The organism is Loigolactobacillus jiayinensis (assembly GCF_003946445.1).
Classification (GTDB): Bacteria; Bacillota; Bacilli; order Lactobacillales; family Lactobacillaceae; genus Loigolactobacillus; species Loigolactobacillus jiayinensis.
Genome location: NZ_RHOF01000002.1, coordinates 37,617 through 57,253, shown reverse-complemented (window position 1 = coordinate 57,253; position 19,637 = coordinate 37,617). Strand labels below are relative to the sequence as shown.

Annotated in this window: 17 protein-coding genes and 1 tRNA gene; 15 read left to right on the top strand and 3 right to left on the bottom strand. The window is 41.6% G+C overall.

The window, feature by feature from the left end; translation table 11 throughout:
• Window positions 1-3: 3 nt before the first annotated feature.
• The 3 genes from modA to EKM80_RS01055 all read right to left on the bottom strand — a co-directional run bounded on the left by modA (window position 4) and on the right by EKM80_RS01055 (window position 1,927).
• Window positions 4-768, bottom strand: a complete 765-nt coding sequence (gene modA / locus EKM80_RS01065; protein WP_164509471.1) for a molybdate ABC transporter substrate-binding protein — start codon at window positions 766-768, stop codon at window positions 4-6.
• A gap of 69 nt (window positions 769-837) precedes the next feature.
• Complete coding sequence (locus EKM80_RS01060) at window positions 838-1,635, bottom strand: gamma-glutamyl-gamma-aminobutyrate hydrolase family protein (RefSeq protein WP_125551246.1); 798 nt, start codon at window positions 1,633-1,635, stop codon at window positions 838-840.
• A gap of 219 nt (window positions 1,636-1,854) precedes the next feature.
• Window positions 1,855-1,927: transfer RNA gene (locus EKM80_RS01055), tRNA-Lys, on the bottom strand.
• A gap of 342 nt (window positions 1,928-2,269) precedes the next feature.
• Between EKM80_RS01055 and yycF the strand changes: the two genes are divergently transcribed.
• From yycF to EKM80_RS00980, 15 genes are all read left to right on the top strand, one after another.
• Window positions 2,270-2,980: a response regulator YycF gene (yycF, locus tag EKM80_RS01050; protein WP_125551245.1), complete on the top strand. Its 711-nt coding sequence runs from the start codon at window positions 2,270-2,272 to the stop codon at window positions 2,978-2,980.
• Between the two features lie 136 nt (window positions 2,981-3,116).
• Entirely contained in the window at window positions 3,117-5,003 is a 1,887-nt protein-coding gene (gene walK / locus EKM80_RS01045; RefSeq protein WP_125551244.1) for a cell wall metabolism sensor histidine kinase WalK, read from the top strand.
• Entirely contained in the window at window positions 4,993-6,315 is a 1,323-nt protein-coding gene (locus tag EKM80_RS01040; RefSeq protein WP_125551243.1) for a YycH family regulatory protein, read from the top strand. The genes walK and EKM80_RS01040 overlap by 11 nt, the downstream gene beginning before the upstream one ends.
• The gene (locus EKM80_RS01035) at window positions 6,315-7,142 is read left to right on the top strand and encodes a two-component system regulatory protein YycI (RefSeq protein WP_125551242.1); all 828 of its coding nucleotides are present in this window, start codon (window positions 6,315-6,317) and stop codon (window positions 7,140-7,142) included. The genes EKM80_RS01040 and EKM80_RS01035 overlap by 1 nt, the downstream gene beginning before the upstream one ends.
• Window positions 7,143-7,221: 79 nt before the next feature.
• Window positions 7,222-8,034: an MBL fold metallo-hydrolase gene (locus EKM80_RS01030; protein WP_125551241.1), complete on the top strand. Its 813-nt coding sequence runs from the start codon at window positions 7,222-7,224 to the stop codon at window positions 8,032-8,034.
• 188 nt (window positions 8,035-8,222) lie between these two features.
• A complete protein-coding gene (locus EKM80_RS01025; RefSeq protein WP_125551240.1) occupies window positions 8,223-9,485 on the top strand; it encodes a S1C family serine protease in 1,263 nt (420 codons plus the stop codon).
• Window positions 9,486-10,124: 639 nt separating this feature from the next.
• Window positions 10,125-10,604 carry a 23S rRNA (pseudouridine(1915)-N(3))-methyltransferase RlmH gene (rlmH, locus tag EKM80_RS01020; RefSeq protein WP_125551353.1) on the top strand — a complete coding sequence of 160 codons (480 nt, stop codon included), beginning with the start codon at window positions 10,125-10,127 and terminating at the stop codon, window positions 10,602-10,604.
• A gap of 332 nt (window positions 10,605-10,936) precedes the next feature.
• Window positions 10,937-12,892, top strand: a complete 1,956-nt coding sequence (locus EKM80_RS01015; protein ID WP_125551239.1) for an elongation factor G — start codon at window positions 10,937-10,939, stop codon at window positions 12,890-12,892.
• Between the two features lie 63 nt (window positions 12,893-12,955).
• Window positions 12,956-13,834, top strand: coding sequence for a proline iminopeptidase (pepI, locus tag EKM80_RS01010; protein ID WP_125551238.1), 879 nt, complete (start codon window positions 12,956-12,958; stop codon window positions 13,832-13,834).
• Window positions 13,835-14,002: 168 nt separating this feature from the next.
• Window positions 14,003-14,647, top strand: a complete 645-nt coding sequence (locus EKM80_RS01005) for a DNA alkylation repair protein (RefSeq protein ID WP_125551237.1) — start codon at window positions 14,003-14,005, stop codon at window positions 14,645-14,647.
• A 217-nt stretch (window positions 14,648-14,864) separates the two neighbouring features.
• A complete protein-coding gene (locus EKM80_RS01000; RefSeq protein WP_125551236.1) occupies window positions 14,865-15,086 on the top strand; it encodes a DUF3923 family protein in 222 nt (73 codons plus the stop codon).
• Window positions 15,087-15,203: 117 nt separating this feature from the next.
• Window positions 15,204-15,785, top strand: a complete 582-nt coding sequence (locus EKM80_RS00995) for a uracil-DNA glycosylase family protein (protein ID WP_125551235.1) — start codon at window positions 15,204-15,206, stop codon at window positions 15,783-15,785.
• A gap of 348 nt (window positions 15,786-16,133) precedes the next feature.
• Window positions 16,134-17,672 carry a gluconokinase gene (locus EKM80_RS00990; RefSeq protein WP_125551234.1) on the top strand — a complete coding sequence of 513 codons (1,539 nt, stop codon included), beginning with the start codon at window positions 16,134-16,136 and terminating at the stop codon, window positions 17,670-17,672.
• Between the two features lie 531 nt (window positions 17,673-18,203).
• Window positions 18,204-18,692, top strand: a complete 489-nt coding sequence (locus tag EKM80_RS00985; protein ID WP_125551233.1) for a PTS sugar transporter subunit IIA — start codon at window positions 18,204-18,206, stop codon at window positions 18,690-18,692.
• Window positions 18,693-18,808: 116 nt separating this feature from the next.
• Window positions 18,809-19,570 carry a MurR/RpiR family transcriptional regulator gene (locus EKM80_RS00980; RefSeq protein ID WP_125551232.1) on the top strand — a complete coding sequence of 254 codons (762 nt, stop codon included), beginning with the start codon at window positions 18,809-18,811 and terminating at the stop codon, window positions 19,568-19,570.
• Window positions 19,571-19,637 lie beyond the last annotated feature (67 nt).

The window sequence follows — 19,637 nt, the reverse complement described above, 5'->3', positions numbered from 1 at the left end:
CGATTAATTGGCCATTTTAAAACCGGCTTGCTTGAAAATTTTCTGTGCAGGCTTACCGGTTAAATAGTGGTTAAACTGTTGTGTCGCTTGTTGTTTTGCTTTGTCAGTGGCGCTAACGCCGACGTAATAGCGAATTGGACTATGCGTTTTGGCTGGCACTTTAGCGCTAATGCGGACTTTATCACTAATTTTAGCATCAGTGCGATAAACAAAGCCAATTTCAGCATTACCACTAGCGACGAAGGCTAGAACTTGGCGAACGTCGTTGGCGTAAACAAATTTATCTTTCAATTGTAAGTTCAAGCTCGCTAAACTTTCCATGGCATAATTACCAGCAGGGACTAATTTAGGCTCGCCGAGGGCAATTTTATTGGCGGCCGTTAATTGTTGCTTCAACGTACCTTTCAATTGCGGCGCTTGTTTATTTTGAATCACCACCAAGTCATTTTTTAATAAAATTTGGCTGTGAGTGGCTTTATCGGTTTTAGTTAGTGCCTGCATATCAGTCTTGCTGGCAGTCAGTACCCCATCGATTGGGGCGCCGCTGAGGACTTTTTGTTTGATTTGACCAGAACCAGCGAAATCTAGCTCAATATCAGTATTGTGATGGGTTTTTTGATAGTTTTGGGCAAGCTCAGTTAATGTATCTTTGAGGCTAGCGGCGGCGGAGTAGTGGATCGTGACAGCATGTGCGGCGGTTGGGAGTGTGAGTAAACCAATAACAGTAATTAGGAATACGCTTACAAAAAGTGGCAACTTCTTAATCAAACTGATCAGCTCCAGATACAAATTTAGCTACAACTGTATTATAACAAAAAGAAAGCCAAAGAAAAAAGGTTATCCAAAGTATTCTTTGGGATAACCTTCGCCAATTTTATGCACGATTTTTAATGGCTGTTGTGGTGCTTGAGTCGCTAATTTTTCACTGCGCTGAATGAAGTCTTTGAAGAGACCTTGCATTTCAACGTAATGCTTATACATATTCTCGGGATGCCATTGAACAGCTAGAATTTGTTCGCTGTCGATTGATTCAATTGCTTCGATCACGTGATCATCGGCGTAGGCAACGCTACGTAAACTCGGCGCCAGTTCCTTAACTGCTTCATGGTGGCGGGAGTTAACGTAGGGGCGTTCACCGAGAATTGAACGCAAGTGTGAATCAGGTTCTACCGTGATGTGATGCGTTGGTAAATTGCCTGGTGATGTTTGCGCATGCTTCATTTTTGCGGCGGGATCTTCGGATAGATCCTGATACAACGTACCACCTAAGGCGACGTTGATCACTTGCATACCACGACAAATACCGAAAATACTTTTACCAGCTAACAAAGACTGCTTAACTAATTCAATTTCAAATTGATCACGGGGGATGTAAGTTTGACCCAAGTCCATATGTGGCTCTTCATGATAGAAAGTGGGATCAACATCGAAGCCACCGAGAAATAAAACACCGTCAAACGTATCAATATAGTCAGTTACGTTTTCAGGAGCACTATTTGGTAAAATTATCGGGATACCACCGGATTTTAGAATCGCATTAACCGCCATTCGTGGCGCAAAGTCAGCGTTTCGTTCGTTGATCACCTTAGTAGCTTCGGTTAATGTATCGGCAGGTATTGCGATTCTTGGTCTCATGAATGAGTCCCCTCTCATTTAAATTTAATAATAGGCACACTATAAAGCAAATAATTTAATATAGCAAGCGAGTTGTTCAATTACTTAAGAAAGCTTAAAAGGTCGCCTGATTGGGCAGTTGACAGTTACATTTCTGGACAGGTATGGTAAACTAATTGTCTTAGTTAGGTAATAAAAAAATACCTCAACTCACTAAGTGAATTAAGGTATTTACTAAGATGGAGCGCCAGGGGATCGAACCCTGGACCCACGGATTAAGAGTCCGTTGCTCTGCCAGCTGAGCTAGCGCTCCATGTCATCAACGAATAATAGTATATCAAAAATACGCATGCTGCGCAATGGTTTTTTGAGAAAAAATTTTAATTAGCGATTTTTAAGGTAATTGTTGCTGACGCACACGTTTTCACAGTGGTCTTTGCCAATTTTGTTCGGAATGAGTATAATTGAAACGAAGCACATCGCGTGCGATGTCGAATTCAGAATCGATCAGCTCGAATGGCAAAAATGCTAAAGTAAAGCAGGTTCTATGAACATGGTAATTTAGTGGCGGTAAAAAGTTATGCACCGCGGGCTAAAATATGAATGAGTCAGTGAAGTTTTAAACATGACTTCACGAGGGAGGAACGACCGATTTATGGCAAAAAAAATATTAGTTGTAGATGACGAAAAACCGATTTCGGATATCGTTAAATTTAATCTGAACAAGGAAGGCTATGACGTGGTAACCGCCTATGATGGCGAGGAAGCGTTGGCTAAAGTTAATGATGAAAAGCCAGATTTAATTGTATTGGATCTCATGTTACCAAAAATTGATGGTTTGGAAGTTGCGCGTGAAGTGCGCAAAGATCATGATATGCCAATTATTATGTTGACGGCCAAGGACTCAGAAATCGATAAAGTCTTGGGTCTAGAGATGGGCGCTGATGATTATGTTACTAAGCCTTTCTCTAATCGTGAGCTAGTGGCACGGGTCAAGGCTAATCTTCGGCGCCAGGGGACGATCAACAGTGCGCAAAATGAAGCTGATGAAAACAGTGAAATTGAAATTGGTGATTTAACGATCCATCCAGATGCTTATATTGTGTCTAAGCGTGGCGACAAAATCGAATTGACTCACCGTGAGTTTGAGTTGTTGCACTATTTAGCCCAACACATTGGCCAAGTTATGACCCGTGAGCATTTACTGCAGACGGTGTGGGGCTATGATTATTTTGGTGATGTGCGGACCGTGGACGTGACTGTACGTCGTTTACGGGAAAAAATCGAAGATAACCCAAGTCACCCTGAATGGTTAGTAACGCGGCGTGGTGTTGGTTATTATCTGCGCAATCCTGATCAAGATTAGTCGTTAAACGTCCGCCACATGCCAGTATTGAACCGAGTTCGTGACTTTAGCCGGACTCGGTTTTCTATATCACTGAGCAGCTGGCTGGCTATTAAATAAATGCGCTATTTTTAAAGTGATTTGGGGATATTATGTAATGAATAAAAAAATTCATTTCTTTCAATCGATTAATTTTAAAATCGCGATCGTTTTTATTTTATTATTGATGATCACGTTGGAGATTATTGGTGCTTATTTCGTTAAGCAATTGGAAGAACAGAATATTGAAACGTTTAAACAACAGGTGCAGACACCAGTTTATGTTGATAATCAGTTGAGTAGTCAATTATTAAAAAGCGATACGGCGGCGGCTAATAAGGCAATCGCTAATATTTTGACGGACTTAAATAATTCTGCTGATATTCGGGTCGTTGATAGTAAAGGGACTGTTCGTGGAACCAGTGATCTAAATGATCAACGCGTGATTGGGCAGAAGACAGCTGATAACAACATTAAGAGCGTGCTGTACAATAATCGTTCGTACGAAACGTTATCATACGATGAAAAAAACCACGCCAGTTATTATGTTAGCGTCGTACCGTTAGTCAATCCTAACAGCGATAGTAGCAGTATTGTTGGGGTTATTTATGTGCGGGCAAATATGCAAAGTGTTTACCGCAATATCAATAATATTACGCTGATTTTCTTGACGGCATCACTGGTGGCGGCATTATTCTCATCCATTATTGCGGTGGTTATTTCGCGGGCGATCACGCGACCAATTGATGAAATGAAAAAGCAAGCCATTCGAATGGCGCGCGGCGATTACTCGGGTCAGGTGCGCATTTATGGGCGTGATGAATTAGGTCAATTAGCGGTCGCAGTCAATAACTTATCAGTGCGAGTTGAAGAAGCACAGGAGGCCTCTGAAGCTGAGCGGCGGCGGTTGGACAGTGTCTTATCCCATATGACTGATGGCGTGATCTCAACGGATCGGCGCGGTAATGTGATCATTATCAATGAAGCAGCGGCAGAATTTTTAAACCTCAACGATGAAGAAGTGATTGGGCAGTCAATTTTGAAAATCTTGAAAATTGAGGATAAGCATACAATTCGTGATTTATTAGAAAACCAAACTGAGCTCATGCTAGACTTTTCGGCGCCAGAACATAATTTGATTTTACATGCCGAATTTTCGCTGATTCAACGCGAAACTGGATTTATCAGTGGGATCGTTTGTGTCTTGCATGATGTCACTGAACAGCAGAAAAATGAACGTGAACGGCGCCAGTTTGTTTCCAACGTGTCGCATGAGTTGCGGACACCACTGACTTCAATGCGCAGTTATTTGGAAGCTTTGACCGATGGTGCCTGGAAAGATCCTGAAGTGGCGCCAAACTTCTTGAATGTTACACAAGAAGAGACGGAGCGGATGATTCGGATGATCAACGACTTACTCAGCTTGTCACGAATGGATTCTGGCACAGCAAAGTTAGATATGGAATTAGTTAACTTGAATGAGTTATTTAATTACACATTGAATCGTTTCGACATGATGATCAAGTCAGAGGCTGATGCTACGGCAGGCGATAATAATCGGACTGAAACCACTACGCCGAAGCAATATTCAATCAAGCGGGAATTTACTAAGCGTGATCTCTGGGTGGAAATCGACACGGATAAGTTCATGCAGGTGGTGGATAACATTATCAATAATGCCATCAAATATTCACCGGATGGCGGTGTGATCACCTGTCGGCTGCTTGAAACTAATAACCATGTGATCCTCAGTATTTCTGATCAAGGCTTGGGAATTCCTAAAAAGGACTTACCGCATGTCTTTGATCGTTTCTACCGCGTGGACAAAGCACGGTCGCGGGCGCAAGGTGGTACTGGGCTTGGCTTAGCTATATCTAAAGAAGTCATTGAAAAACTCAATGGTCGAATCTGGGCGGACAGTAAAGAAGGTAAAGGCTCAACGTTCTATATTTCCTTACCGTATCAAGAAGCCTACGAGGAGGATGATCTTTGGGATGAAAATTAGTCATTTATTACTAAAAATCAGCTTGTTGGCAATGATTGCGGTCAGCCTTGTTTTGTCGTGGCTAATTTGGACCAATAATGCGCGTTTTCAGCGTAATACCACGGATGCGACCACGTCGACAACACAAACGGAGACTAAGAACACCGAGGATGTTTATTTACCGACGCAGATCTTGACCAGCGATGCTAACGGTAATCAATATATGGTGTATAACAATAAAGAAAATATCGTTGATGCGCTGCATAAACAATTATCTAAATGGCAGCTATCTGGCTTAAAGAAAATGCCACTCACGAGTAAAAACTATTTAACTACGATTAATCAAAAAAGCGCGCTGAGTTTAGTTTATCCGCGGAACATTACCTATGCGGTGTTCGCAAAAACGTTTAAGCAAAAGGTGACTAAAGCTAATCGGCAGCGTTTCTTTAACCGAATCATTATTCCAACTAAGAAGTCAGGGACAATTTATTTTTTAGATGATCAACGTAAAACAGGCTTTAGTGCTAAGGCGAGTCATGCTGATCTAGCGGCGCTTCAAGCGCGCTTGAAGAAGACAACAATTCAGTTGCCCGTGACCGAAAAGCTCTTTAATAATCAACCGGAGCTCTATTACACTAGTAATGTAAAGGTCACGCAGTATAGTTATTTGGTCACTAAACAGAATCCAACTGACTTTGTAACGTCATTATTAAGCGGCACTGATCCAAGCGCGCTTGAGACAAAAGAGCAAAATCACATTACGACTTATAATGATGGCACGTATAAGAGTCTGCAGGTTGATCATCAAAATTCAACGATTGAATTTGAAGACTATTCCAGTGATGTTTCCAGTACGACACCAACTAAGATCCTAAATGGTGCTTATAAAACATTGGCAAAAATTGGTAGCGCCCCAGGGAATATGCGTTATTTTGACTATGAGCATAAAACGCGGACAGTCATTTATCGGAGCTATGTTGAAGGGTTACCGGTGTTTAACCAAACTGATTTTGGCGCGGTCAAAGTCCAACTATTGACCACTGGTGTTAAGTTGAATTTCTCAGTTTATACGTTACAAGTACCGCTACCAGCCAGCAGTACCGCGACACCGTTGCCGACAACGCAAACTGCGCTAGACAACTTGGCGGCGGCAGGCTACGATATGGCAGATATTGGTTCATTTAAGTTGGGCTATCATTGGGCAGTTAATTCCAGCTCTTCTTCAGTGATCGACCTAACGCCGACCTATTATTTTAAATATAATGGTAAATGGTTGAGTTATCAGCAAATGTTAGACACCACGCCAAATGCGAATGAGGGGAGTGCAAGCTAATGGATTTTAAACGGATCGAAGTTATTTTCTTGATCGTTTTTGTCTGTTTGAACATTTTCCTATTTACATCGTACAAGCAAAATCAGCACGTAGAGACGGTCAACAACGATGACGTCAGCCAAAGTACGCTGGCTTTGCAGGAAATGCATGACGATCAAATTACGGTACCTAAGAAGTTATCGACTAAAGTACTATCAGGTTATTATTTATCTAGCCAAGCGAATCAGGCCTTACAAACAGCTAGTCAGCGTTTGGAAAACCAACGTTACAGCTTCAGTGACCAACGCTTGTACAGTCGCTTAGTGCGGCCGCTCAGTGCTAAAAATGGGAAATATACGACTGCTATAAAAGAGATTATCGATAATCCCCGCATGGTCGCGCTAGGCAAACATTATCGCTACTCTAAGTTATTTTCGACGACTGACCGTATTGTGTATACGCAAAAATTACCTGAAGGCGATCTATATGATGCTCAAGGTGAAATTATTTTCCAAGTTACTAATAAGCAAATCGTCAGCTACGAACAAACTTATATTAATAAGGTCACCACATTACGTGAAAAAGAGCCAACGATTACCGAGAAGCAAGCTGTTTTAGCTTTGTATAGCAATAATGCACTTGCGAATGGTGCGACGATCAAATGGACTACGTTGGGTTACTCGCGGTTGCTAGATGCGAATAATAGTTCAGTGTATATTCCGACTTGGTTTATTGCTGTTGAAAATAAAAATAGCGGTAATATTCAGATCAAACGCATCAATGCTTTTTCCAGTGTCTTGATGAAAGCCAGTGATGACGCGAATTTATCTAGCTCAACGAGTAGCTAGGAACAGCAGTGCGTGCATTGTTGGCCAAACTAAGTATAATAGACTTGATATAAGCTTTTAGTGAGAATGGAGAACAAGCATGGTGCAAAATGACGATCATATGAAGATCAGTATTTTGAGTAGCGGTAGTACAGGCAACGTAACATACATTGAAACGCCAAAGCGCAAGGTGTTAGTTGATGCCGGCTTAAGTGGTAAAAAAATTGAAGGCTTGATACAGTCAATTGGTCACGATATGACTGAGGTTGATGATTTATTGGTGACCCATGAACACACGGATCATATTAAAAGTGTTGGTATTTTAGCGCGCCGTTATCCGCAGCTCAACGTTTACGCAAATCAGCCAACTTGGGATGCTATGTTACCAAAAATCGGTAAAGTACCGGTAGCGCAACAACATATTTTTGAAATGGGTGCGCTAAAAAGCTTTGCTGACCTTGATATTCAGAGTTTTGGCGTTTCCCATGATGCTGCGGCACCGCAGTTTTATGAATTTCAGCATAATGGCAAAACCTTTGTCATTTTAACTGATACTGGCTACGTTTCTGAACGGTTAAGCGCGCAGATCAGCGATGCCGATGCTTACTTATTCGAGTGTAATCATGATGTCGAAATGTTGCGGATGGGCATGTACCCATGGCCGCTAAAACAGCGGATCCTTGGCGATAAAGGCCATTTAAGCAACGAAGCAGGTGCCGATGGCTTAATGGATGTGATCGGCAACCGTACGAAAAACGTTTTTCTGGGCCATCGCAGTTTGCATAATAACATGAAGGAACTCTGCCATTTAACGGTGGCTTCAATGTTGAAAGAGCACGATTTTGGTGTCGGTCATGACTTCAACTTATACGATACTGAGCCAGATGCGGCATTACCATTACTAAGCCTCTAGGGTGAAATGGATGCTTGCGCTTGAAAAAACGTGCCGATTTCACTTTGCAATAAGCCACTATTACTGTGGAAGTAAGTTGCGTTTAGGCTAAATTTATTATGATTTAATCGCAACTTGTTCAATAATTTTTCAAAATTTTGCGCTATTCTAATAACATAAGCAAGTTCTGAAAAAACTGGAGGTTTGTTATGAAACAATCAAATAGTTTAGTTAAGACTGCAGTTGTCGCGCTAGTGGCAGCCGTTGTGGGTGGGGGCGTAGTCTACGGTGGCGTTAACCTTTTGGACAATGGTAGTAGTTCGAATGGTAGCGTTGTTAATACCACTAAAGCAGGTACCACTCAAGTCAGCAATGTAAAAGTGAGCACTAATTCACAGGTTTCCAATGTGTTTAAACATACAAAGAATGCTGTTGTTTCGGTAATTAACCTACAAAATCAAAGTAGTAGTGACGATAGTGGCTTAAGTGAGTTTTTTGGCGGTAGTTCTGATTCGTCATCCGATTCATCAGGTAGTTCTAGTAGCAGTAGCCTTGAAGAATATAGTGAAGGCTCCGGCGTGATTTATAAAAAAGCAGACGGTAAAGCCTACATCGTAACGAATAATCACGTGGTTACCGGCTCGGCCAAGCTAGAAGTTATTCTTAGCGACGGTACGAAGTTAACCGCTAAAAAAGTTGGGACTGACTCAGTTACTGATTTGGCCGTTTTGAGTATTAGCGCGGATAAAGTGACACAGGTAGCCAGTTTCGGTAATTCCGACAGTATTAAAGTTGGCGAACCAGCAATTGCAATTGGGTCACCATTAGGTTCTGAGTACGCTACATCAGTTACTCAAGGAATTATTTCCGCGAAGAATCGGACAGTAGCAGTTACTGATGAAACCACTGGGCAAGAAACCGGTGAAGCAACGGTTATCCAGACGGATGCAGCAATTAACTCTGGTAATTCTGGTGGTCCTTTGCTCAATATTCAAGGGCAGGTTATTGGGATCAATTCAATGAAATTAAGTAGCTCTGGCAGTTCCAGCACGGCAACAGTTGAAGGTATGGGCTTTGCCATCCCAAGTAATGAAGTTGTTAAAATCATCGACCAGTTGGTCAGCAATGGTAAAATCGTTCGACCAGCGTTAGGTGTTTCGATGGCTGATCTATCCAATATTTCTGCAACACAGCAGAAATCAATTTTAGATCTACCTGCTAGCGTTACCGGTGGTGTGGTGCTGATGTCAGTTAAAAGTAGTTCACCAGCAGCTAATGCTGGGTTAAAGAAGTACGATGTGATTACATCACTTGGTGGTAAGAAAGTCACTAACAGTGCTGATCTACGGACTGAGTTATATAATCACAGTGTTGGCGATAAGGTAGCGGTTAGCTATTACCGTGGTGGCACCAAGAAGTCAGGAACAATTACCTTAAGCGAAAACACGACCCAATTAAACGTAACTGAATAGTTACTGTCAATAAGACCTACTGAAATCAGTGGGCCTTATTTTTTTGCACTAAATCAAGCGCGAAGATTCAGCGTAGCACGGATCAATTCAAGCGCGGAGAATCTGAACGTTCGGTAACTGGTTAACTGGTCTAGGAAAACGTAAGCGGATAAGTTCCCGTAAAATACCGTAGCAATAGGAATTAAAAGTAAACCAAAATAGTGGCGCAATGTTAAGAAATAGATTTGTCAATGTTCATAAAAGTTGTGAACAGTCTTTTACACAGCTGTGGATAACTTTAAACTGCTTAAACAAGGCGAAAATAGCATGCAAAGTTATCCACATGTTGAAAAACGTTCTGTGCGTAACTTTATTAATTTAACGAATTAAATTCACGCTAAGTCTGATATAATAGGGGTTATAGCTAATTAAGCGCGCTTTGACGAACGATAAATAAACTGTGGATAACTATTAAACAAAAAAGTTTAGCTTTTTTTGAGTTACATGATTTAGTACGCGAAAAAAAGTTCGCCCCTACATTTAGTTTAACAAGTTGTCAACATGTTGATAACTCTTGTGGACAACTTGTGCATGTTGGTGACTTTCTAGCAGCAGTTCTTCATCATTCAGCGCGCTAAAAGATAACGGAGGAATAATATGCTGAATATCAAAATTATCGGTGTCGGTAAATTAAAGGAAAAATATTTGAAACAAGGTATTGCGGAGTACGCTAAGCGGCTGGATACCTTTTGTAAGCTGGAATTAGTTGAAGTTGCGGACGAAAAGGCGCCAGAAAAGTTAAGCGCCGCTGAAATGGCAACAGTAAAGGAAAAAGAAGGGACGCGCATCCTAGCAAAAATCAAGGAGCGTGAGTACGTTTATGCGCTGGCAATTGAAGGTAAACAGCGCGCCTCCGAAGAATTTGCTGCAGAGCTGGATCATTTAGCAACGTATGGTCATTCAGCAATCACGTTTGTTATCGGCGGATCACTTGGTCTGTCGCCAGCCGTCATGAAGCGCAGTGACGATCAGTTAAGCTTTGGTAAACTAACGCTACCACATCAGTTAATGCGGCTAGTGCTGATTGAGCAGGTTTATCGTGGATTTATGATCAATGCAGGTAGTCCATATCATAAGTGAAATAGCGAATGGAGAATCAGTAAGGTATCATCAATGCCAATATACTAACACTAAATAAATTTGATTTAGTGTTTTGCTTTGTATAAAAATAGTTCCGTGACATGTTAACTAATAATTAGAAGAAAAAATACTTTAGAGTGTATCCTTGGGCATGGAGTTACTTTATGAGTATCTTCAGCAATATCTTTGACAGAGCTTGCTACAAAAGTATATTAATTAGGTAACTAAAGAAATACAATGAGGGATCCTAGTGATCATTTCAAAACGACATTGAAAAATCAATTTTCTTAATTAGTAAATATGACAAACAGAGTAGAAAAGAGGAGTGGTACATGACAAAGCACATTGTAGCAGGTATTATCGCCCATGTTGATGCGGGAAAAACGACATTATCTGAAGCATTACTTTATCGTTCAGGTGAACTGCGGCAGCTCGGGCGAGTTGATAATGGGGATGCTTTTCTTGATCCTGATGATTTAGAAAAGCAGCGCGGCATCACGATTTTTTCACACCAAGCAAGTTTGCAATATCAGGCGCTTGATTTAACGCTGCTGGATACACCGGGACACGTGGATTTTGCTAGTCAAACGGAACAGGTGTTAAGCGTGCTCGATTATGCGGTGCTGGTGGTTTCAGCGCTGGATGGTGTGCAAGGTTATACGCGGACGTTGTGGCGCTTACTTGAGCGATATCACGTGCCGACATTTATTTTCGTGAATAAAATGGATGCACCCGGTACTGAGCGGCAGCAGGTACTTGATCAATTGCAAAGTCAGCTTGCGGAAGGTTGTCTGGCCTTTGATACCGAGCAAATTGCTGACGCCTATGAGGAAATTGCTTTAAATGATGATACTGTACTAGCGGATTTTTTGGCAACTGGTACTATAACCGATGATACAGTACGGCAAATGATTCAGCGGCGCAAAATTTTTCCCTGCTATTTTGGCGCGGCACTGAAGTTGGATGGTGTGGCTACATTACTAAATGGCTTAGAACGCTGGACAGTGGCAACTACCTATCAGTCTGATTTTGGGGCACAAGTTTTTAAAATTTCTTATGATGAAAAAGGTGAACGATTAACTTGGCTACGGGTAACTGGAGGTATTTTGCGGACGAAAGATGTGTTGTTGGATGACCAAAAAGTTAATCAATTGCGCATTTATAATGGCACTAAATTTACGATTAGTTCAGAAATTTCTGCTGGTGAAGTTTGTGCGATTCCTGGATTAACGGGTACACATCCTGGTCAAGGACTAGGCAAGGCTGTGGCTGCGGCGACACCGCTGATTCAGCCGGTGCTTAATTATACGCTTGATCCTGACGGCAATGAGCTGCACACTTGTTTAACGGCTTTGCGACAATTGGAAGACGAGGATCCGCAGCTACACGTTGTTTGGTCCAAGGAGTTACAGGAAATTCGCGTTCAGCTTATGGGAACTGTTCAGTTGGAAATTTTGCAGCAATTACTAGCAACGCGGTTTAATTTGGATGTTACTTTTGGCGTCGGCAGTATTTTGTACAAAGAAACGATCACACAAGCAGTGGAAGGTGTCGGCCATTTTGAACCGCTGCGACATTATGCTGAGGTGCACTTGTTACTGCAACCAGCGCCGCGCGGGAGTGGCTTGACCTTCGCTGCTGACTGTCCAATCGATGTATTAGGTCGTAATTGGCAGCATCAAGTGTTGGCAAATTTACAGGCCAAAGAACAGCTTGGCGTGTTGGTCGGCGCGCCAATTACGGATATGCGGATCACGTTAGTTGGTGGTAAAGCTAGCAATGTCCACACGGTCGGCGGTGACTTTCGTGAAGCAACTTGGCGGGCATTGCGGCAAGGATTGATGACACTTAAAGCGCAGGCTGGTTGCCAGTTATTGGAGCCGTGGTATCAATTTCGTTTAGAAGTTGGTCAAGAACAAATTGGGCGTGCAATGACGGATATTCAACAGATGAGTGGTCATTTTGATGCACCAGTCACCACAGCTACTGGCGCACGCTTAACTGGGACCGCGCCAGTTTCTGAAATGCAGGGTTACGCGCAGACGGTTTACGCCTATACCCATGGCCAAGGGCAGTTGGAGTGCATCATTGATGGCTATCGGCCGTGCCACGATGAAGCAAAAGTGGTCGCCGCGGCGCAATATGATCCAGTCGCTGATGTGGCTAATGCGCCAGGTTCCGTTTTCTGTGCACATGGTGCCGGCTATCCAGTGCCTTGGGATCAAGTACCGCAAACAGCGCACGTACCATATGTTTATTCAGCGACTGACTTAGCAAAATTCAAATGAACGATTGCTTCAATTAGGCGTACAATTGAACTTAACAACACTATAAAAGGACTTGAATTGCTGATGAAAATTGAAGAAGGTTACATGCCGTTTCGCGGTTTCAAAACGTACTATCGTATCGTTGGCGAGGCTAATCCAGATAAGGCGCCGCTACTTTTGATCCATGGCGGTCCTGGTTCCTCACATAATTATTTTGAATTGCTCGATGATTATGCTGATACTGGCCGACAATTAATTATGTATGACCAAGTTGGCTGCGGTAAATCCTCCCTACCTGAGGATCCAGCACTTTATGTTGAAGAAACTTGGACGGCGGAGTTAATCGCTTTACGCAAATATCTGCATTTGGATCAAGTCCACATGCTTGGCCAATCTTGGGGCGGCATGCTGGAAATGTATTATTTGACTCATTACGAGACGCCGGGAATTAAAAGTGTCATGATCGACGGTTCGCCAGCTTCAATTAAATTGTGGACGCAAGAACAACATCGCTTGATTTCGTATTTAAGCTACGAAGATCGGGAAGCAATCGCCGAAGCTGAACGTACTGGTGACTTTAGTGGGCCTAAATATTTAGCGGCGAATGATCGTTATATGGAGCGTTATTGCTGGGATGATCCGGATGAAAACTCACCGGAACCATTGCGCCGGCCAACGAATGGTAAGCGCGCTAGCTTAATTGCTGAAGGACCAAATGAGTTTACTGAAAACGGTACGATCAGTGATTTTGACGTCACCGATCAGCTAAAAAACGTGCACGTACCTGTATTAGTGACCAGCGGAACTGATGATTTATGTACACCGCTAGTTGCCAAATCCGTTTATGATCATATTCCAGGTGTTAAGTGGCATTTATTTGCGAACAGTCGACATCTAGCGTTATTGGATCAGCACGATGAATTTATTGATGTGCTGGATCACTGGTTAACAGCTAACGACTAAAATTCAAAGCTGATATTAATTTTAAAAATTAATATCAGCTTTTTACTTATAACTTGGAAAATGAACCTACGCGCACTAATTATTTTTATCAATAAAAAAATGCAGTGTGGGCCGTTTGGTTTGTATGATATACTTTTAGGACTAAATTAATTAGGGGCGTGCATCTACATGGCAAAATTAAAGTTCACTTTAACTGCTGATCCTAGTAACGCTCCAGCAATGGCGCGCTACATGAAAAATAAATTCATGTTCCTCGGTGTTAAGTCGGTAGCCAGAAGAGAACAGAGCAAGCCACTGATGCAAGCCAGTCGCCAACTAGATTCTGCTACGCTCCATAATTGGATCGCGGAACTTTATGTACGGGAACCACGTGAATACCAGTATGTCGCACTGGATCTAGCGGAACGGAACGTCAGAAAATGGCAATTAGCCGATATTGTCATTTTTAAGCAATTTGTAACTCAAAAAAGTTGGTGGGATAGCGTTGATCATTGGTGTACTGTGTTTGGCAAATACATCCAGCTACATCCTGAGGAAAAACAAGCTGTTTTTCAACTTTTTTTCGGCAGTTCCAATATGTGGGAACGGCGCATCGCTATCACATTACAGCTAAAAGAAAAGGATGCTGTCGATATCGATTTGTTAGTGCAAGCAATCTTGTATGATCAATACACCGCTGAGTTTTTCATCCAAAAGGCGATTGGGTGGGCGCTGCGGCAATATAGCAAGTTCAATCCGAGTTGGGTGATGCAATTTTTAAATGCGCAGCAACTTAGCCCACTGGCGGTGCGCGAGGCTAGCAAATACTTATAATTTCTAATGCTACTTTTAGTTATTTGAGCTAGTAAACCGTTTTTTTCAGAAAATTTGGAAATAACCAATCATATATATTGAAATATTCATGAAAACAGCTTAGGATTAGGCTGTAAATGAATAATACAAGACAACTAATGTGACGACAGCCAGTTTTTATACTGATTACAAGTTGGTTAACTTAGTAAAATAACTTTTTAAAAGATCGGAGGTGCAAATGATGCACTTGAAAAATTGGTGGATCATGAACGGCTTTGGGTTAGTGTTATTTTTAAGTAGCCTGTTCCTAGTGTCATTACGTCGTGTTGATGGCGCTGGTGTGCAACAAACGCCGCTGGCAAAAATGATTGCTTTTACGGTAGTCGTTGTCTTCTTTTTAGTTGGACTTATCGTGCAGTTAAGCCGATATCGCCGCTTGCGTAGTCAACAATATAATTGATAATAAGTAGACAACTTCATAACGAGGTTGTCTATTTCTTTGTCCTTGTATTGAAAACGCTGATATCCTAAAATTAGGTTAGCTTCATACTATAAGTGAGTAGGGAAGGGTTGTTTCATGCAAAGTGCGACACAGATTTTTAAGGCAATTCAAGCCGATCCACAAAATCAGGAATTTACGGCGCAGGGAATTCAGCCGTTGTATAATGTTATTCCCACAGCCGAGATTTTGATCATTAGTCAAGCACCTAGTCGTAAAGCCCAGGAATCAATGATTTTTTGGAATGACCCCAGTGGCGATCGGCTACGCGAGTGGATGGGAGTAACCAAGGACGAGTTCTATCATTCTGGTAAAATTGGTGTTGTGCCATTAGATTTTTATTACCCTGGTAAGGGTCCGCACGGTGATTTACCACCACGTAAAGGCTTTGCTGAAAAGTGGCATGAACCGTTACTAGAGTTAATGCCGAAAGTCCAATTAACATTATTGATTGGCCAATATGCACAGAAGTATTATCTACAGAAAACGCGGCAAAAAACGTTAACGGAAACGGTGCGCCATTATGCCGATTATTTGCCAAACTATTTTCCATTGGTCCATCCCTCGCCATTGAATTATGGGTGGATGCACCGCAATGAATGGTTTGCGGAACAAGTGGTGCCAGCGCTACAGCGGGATATACGGCGGATTTTGAATTAGCGACCAGGTGGGCACATGGACTAATGCAGCAAAAATAATGGCCTGGGGTACGATTAATAGGCGCGCTATAATGGTGTGGGCAAACTAAATCTGCTTCAATTAGTGACGTAGCCGACCTAAGGTGATTTCAGCCAACCGAAAATAAGGACCTAACAGCTGGCTTTAAAAATATTGTTAAAGAGCAATTGAAACGTTGCTGAATAAACTTTCAAGCGCGATGTTAAGCGCGCTTGAAAATAAATAACTTGATTTTTTAATTGCTATCGGAAAACTATTTTCATATAATGAAACCGCCAACAGTAATTGCTGGCGGTTTTTAATTTTTGTGCACGTAAGCGGGGGCTAGTTATGGACTTTATGATTGGTGTGGACATTGGCACCACTAGTACGAAAGTTGTGTTATTCGATTTAAAAGGGCAAATGCAGGCGGTTAGCCGGCAGTTATATCCGTTATATCATGATCAGCCAGATTTTGCGGAAGAGGATCCAAATGAAATTTTTACCGCTGTTGTCACGGGATTGATTGAAGTCATTCAAAAGCAGCAACTGTTGCCAGCAGATATCAAAGGAATCGCATTTTCCAGCGCAATGCATAGCGTGATCTTAATGGATCAAGCTGATCAGCCGTTGACGCGGGTGTTGACCTGTGCTGATAATCGTGCCGAAAAGGAAGCTGAACAGCTAAAGACAGCAACACAAGCGAATGCGTTATTTACCCGAACTGGTGTACCAATTCATCCGATGTCCCCGCTGACTAAATTGATGTGGTTTAAACAAAATCAGCCGCAATTATTGGCGCAAGCTAAACAGATTATTGGCATCAAGGAGTACGTGTTGTGGCGTTTATTTGGTCGCTACGTGGAGGATTATTCAATTGCCAACGCCACCGGCTTATTTAACCTCAACACCTTGGATTGGGACGAGCCAGCCTTGGCGCTAGCTGGTATCAAGCGTGCTCAACTTCCACAGTTGGTCGATACTGACTATCAGCTAAAGGGAATGAACCCAGCAATTGCTACTAAAATTGGCCTAGCTATGGATACGCCAGTTATTATCGGCGCAAGTGATGGGACACTGAGTAATTTAGGGTTAAATGCGATTCAACCTGGCGCAGTGGCCGTTACGATTGGTACTTCTGGTGCCGTGCGTATGGTTGCACCAACGCCTCAAGTTGACCCAGCCGGCCGGTTATTCACTTATTATTTAGATCGCACGCATTGGGTGATCGGCGGCCCTGTGAATAATGGTGGTGTTGTATTTCAATGGGTACGTGATCAGCTATTTCCTGCCGAACAGGCACAAGCACAACGTGATGGTACCGATTTGTATGAAAAATTGACCCAGCTGGCAGCAGCGATTCCTGCCGGTTCTAATGGCCTACTTTGTCAGCCATACTTTGGTGGTGAACGGGCGCCATTATGGAACGCCGCTGCGCGTGGCAGCTATTTTGGCTTAACGCAAAGTCATACGCGCGCGCACATTGTACGCGCAACACTAGAAGGCATCGTTTATAATTTGAATGCGGTATTGCAATTGCTACAGGCATTGACTGACATGCCCTTAACGATCCAAGCTAGTGGTGGCTTTGCCCACAGCCAGCTATGGTGTCAAATCTTAGCTGACGTCTTTGGGCAGCCGATCAACATTCCCGCTAGTATTGAAAGTTCGGCGTTAGGCGCGGTAATTGTGGGGATGAAAAGTCTAGGTTATATCGATAGCTTAGACGAAGTAAAGACGTTAGTGACCACGACACGGCAAGTGCAGCCGCTTGCTGCTAATGTCGCGGTTTATCAGAAAATCATGCCGCTGTGGGCTGAAGTGACTGAAAAACTAACCGCGGAGTATGCGAAGATTGCGGCGTTACAACAAGAACTATCACGCAAATAGTAGATATATTTTATATAAAGGAGTTCAGAATGTATAACAAAATACTTTATTGGATTCGACGATTGTTAACGGCCTGGGGAGTAAAAATTAAATCTGTGTATTTTTTAAATTCGGTATTGCTTATGGCCTCTGCTGTAGTATATATTGCATTTCTGATGATGACTGCAACGTATAATAAAACAGATTTTAATACACTGCTACAGTCAAATTTAGAATTTCCGATCATGATAATTCTAGTTTCAATGAACTTTATAAGTGGGGCTACTTTGTTATATTACAGACAACGATTGTTGAATAATCGTTACGGATTGAAAATTATTCTAATCATGCAACTTATTCAGCAAGCTTTATCCTTAAATCCCATTTTGTTTATTATTGGTGGTCTAGAATTGGTTGTATTGACAGAAGAGCCCATCAAATATCAACAGCAAAAACTGATGTTTAAATTCGCTTTACTCGTGATAGCTCTTATATACTTGATATGTGGTATGGTTAACTTTATTTTTCTTACTTAGGAGAGGATGGTTTAGTATGTTTAAATTATTTGGTAAAAAAACGCCAACAGAGGTATTTGTTGCCCCAGTTACTGGTCAGCTCATCCCTATAGAAAAAGTTGATGATGAAGTATTCTCGCAAAAGATAATGGGAGAAGGTTTCGCTGTTGTTCCTACAGAAAATCAAATTTATTCACCTGTAGCAGGCACTGTTAAATCTATTTTTCCAACTAAGCATGCACTCGGTATCACGACCAAAAATGGTTTAGAAGTTTTAGTTCATATGGGGCTTGATACAGTTGAATTAGAAGGGAAAGCCTTTTCTGAATTAGTGGAGGAAGGGGATCAAGTAGAGGCTGGTCAACCTTTAATGCAAATGGATCTTGATACGGTCAAGCAGATGGGGAAGCCAACCACAATTGTGATAGTGATTACTGATTCTGATAAATTACAGGATATACCAACGATCACAGAAAAAGAGATTACACACGGTGATCAAGTTGGCCAATTTTCGTTGCATAAATAAGTTGATTTAAATATTTAAGCTAGATTGTAGAACTGATGTCAGACTATTAGTATGATATCAATAATGCTACAATTTAGTTTTTTTATTTGGCTGAAAAACACCTTGGAGGAATTTAAATGCAAATTAATAAATTGACTGCTGGAAAAAAATTAACGGTAACAGAAACTGAAGTATTGAACTATATTATTAAGAATATCGATTCTGTTTTAGAACTTGGCGTGCGCGGTGTAGCAAAAAAGAATTTCACATCAACGTCAACAGTTATGCGTCTGGCCCATAAAATGGGCTTTCGGGGATTTGTAGAATTACAATACAAACTATCGACAATGATAGAGAACCCAGTTAATGCAATGAATCAAGCCAATTTTATGAATGATGATCAGATACAAACACTATTCCAATACAATTCTAAAGCTACATTTGAGGAAGCAGCCAAGATTCTAAACGATTGCGAAGAGAAGATAATTTTTATTTACGCAGCAGGATTTTCGTCGGTAATCGCGAATTATATTTACAAAAAGATGCTCGTGTTAGGTAAGCGCTGTCTATTGGCAACACCCTCAGACTCAGTTGGCGTTTTAGAGAATAATTTAGATATGATGGGCGTTTTTATAACAGTATCTAAATCAGGTGAAACCCAAGCGGTAATCGATAAAATTAATATGCTTAAAGATGAACCGGTTAACATTATCAGCTTTACTAGTGAGATTATCAATACCGTTGCTAAGACTGCAGATTGTGCAATAAAAATTGAAGATAGATATAAATTAGATGAGTATAATCAACATGCTAATAATTTCTTCCCCCAAGTTTTGGAAGCATTTGAATACGTTATTGCTTGTTATGAAAAAATGCAAAATGAATCTACTAATATCTAAAACAGGTTACTAATTAGAGTAATCTGTTTTCAAATATGATGAAACCGTTAACAAGAAGATGATTTTC

Bases quoted from the DNA above. Each gene is read 5' to 3' on its own strand.
- EKM80_RS01040 (WP_125551243.1), top strand. From the start codon at position 4,993: ATGAAAATTAGTCATTTATTACTAAAAATCAGCTTGTTGGCAATGATT.
- EKM80_RS01025 (WP_125551240.1), top strand. From the start codon at position 8,223: ATGAAACAATCAAATAGTTTAGTTAAGACTGCAGTTGTCGCGCTAGTG.
- EKM80_RS01030 (WP_125551241.1), top strand. From the start codon at position 7,222: ATGGTGCAAAATGACGATCATATGAAGATCAGTATTTTGAGTAGCGGT.
- EKM80_RS01000 (WP_125551236.1), top strand. From the start codon at position 14,865: ATGATGCACTTGAAAAATTGGTGGATCATGAACGGCTTTGGGTTAGTG.
- EKM80_RS01005 (WP_125551237.1), top strand. From the start codon at position 14,003: ATGGCAAAATTAAAGTTCACTTTAACTGCTGATCCTAGTAACGCTCCA.
- EKM80_RS00990 (WP_125551234.1), top strand. From the start codon at position 16,134: ATGGACTTTATGATTGGTGTGGACATTGGCACCACTAGTACGAAAGTT.
- EKM80_RS00995 (WP_125551235.1), top strand. From the start codon at position 15,204: ATGCAAAGTGCGACACAGATTTTTAAGGCAATTCAAGCCGATCCACAA.
- EKM80_RS01060 (WP_125551246.1), bottom strand. From the start codon at position 1,635: ATGAGACCAAGAATCGCAATACCTGCCGATACATTAACCGAAGCTACT.
- EKM80_RS01015 (WP_125551239.1), top strand. From the start codon at position 10,937: ATGACAAAGCACATTGTAGCAGGTATTATCGCCCATGTTGATGCGGGA.
- EKM80_RS00985 (WP_125551233.1), top strand. From the start codon at position 18,204: ATGTTTAAATTATTTGGTAAAAAAACGCCAACAGAGGTATTTGTTGCC.
- walK (WP_125551244.1), top strand. From the start codon at position 3,117: ATGAATAAAAAAATTCATTTCTTTCAATCGATTAATTTTAAAATCGCG.
- EKM80_RS01035 (WP_125551242.1), top strand. From the start codon at position 6,315: ATGGATTTTAAACGGATCGAAGTTATTTTCTTGATCGTTTTTGTCTGT.
- EKM80_RS00980 (WP_125551232.1), top strand. From the start codon at position 18,809: ATGCAAATTAATAAATTGACTGCTGGAAAAAAATTAACGGTAACAGAA.
- yycF (WP_125551245.1), top strand. From the start codon at position 2,270: ATGGCAAAAAAAATATTAGTTGTAGATGACGAAAAACCGATTTCGGAT.
- pepI (WP_125551238.1), top strand. From the start codon at position 12,956: ATGAAAATTGAAGAAGGTTACATGCCGTTTCGCGGTTTCAAAACGTAC.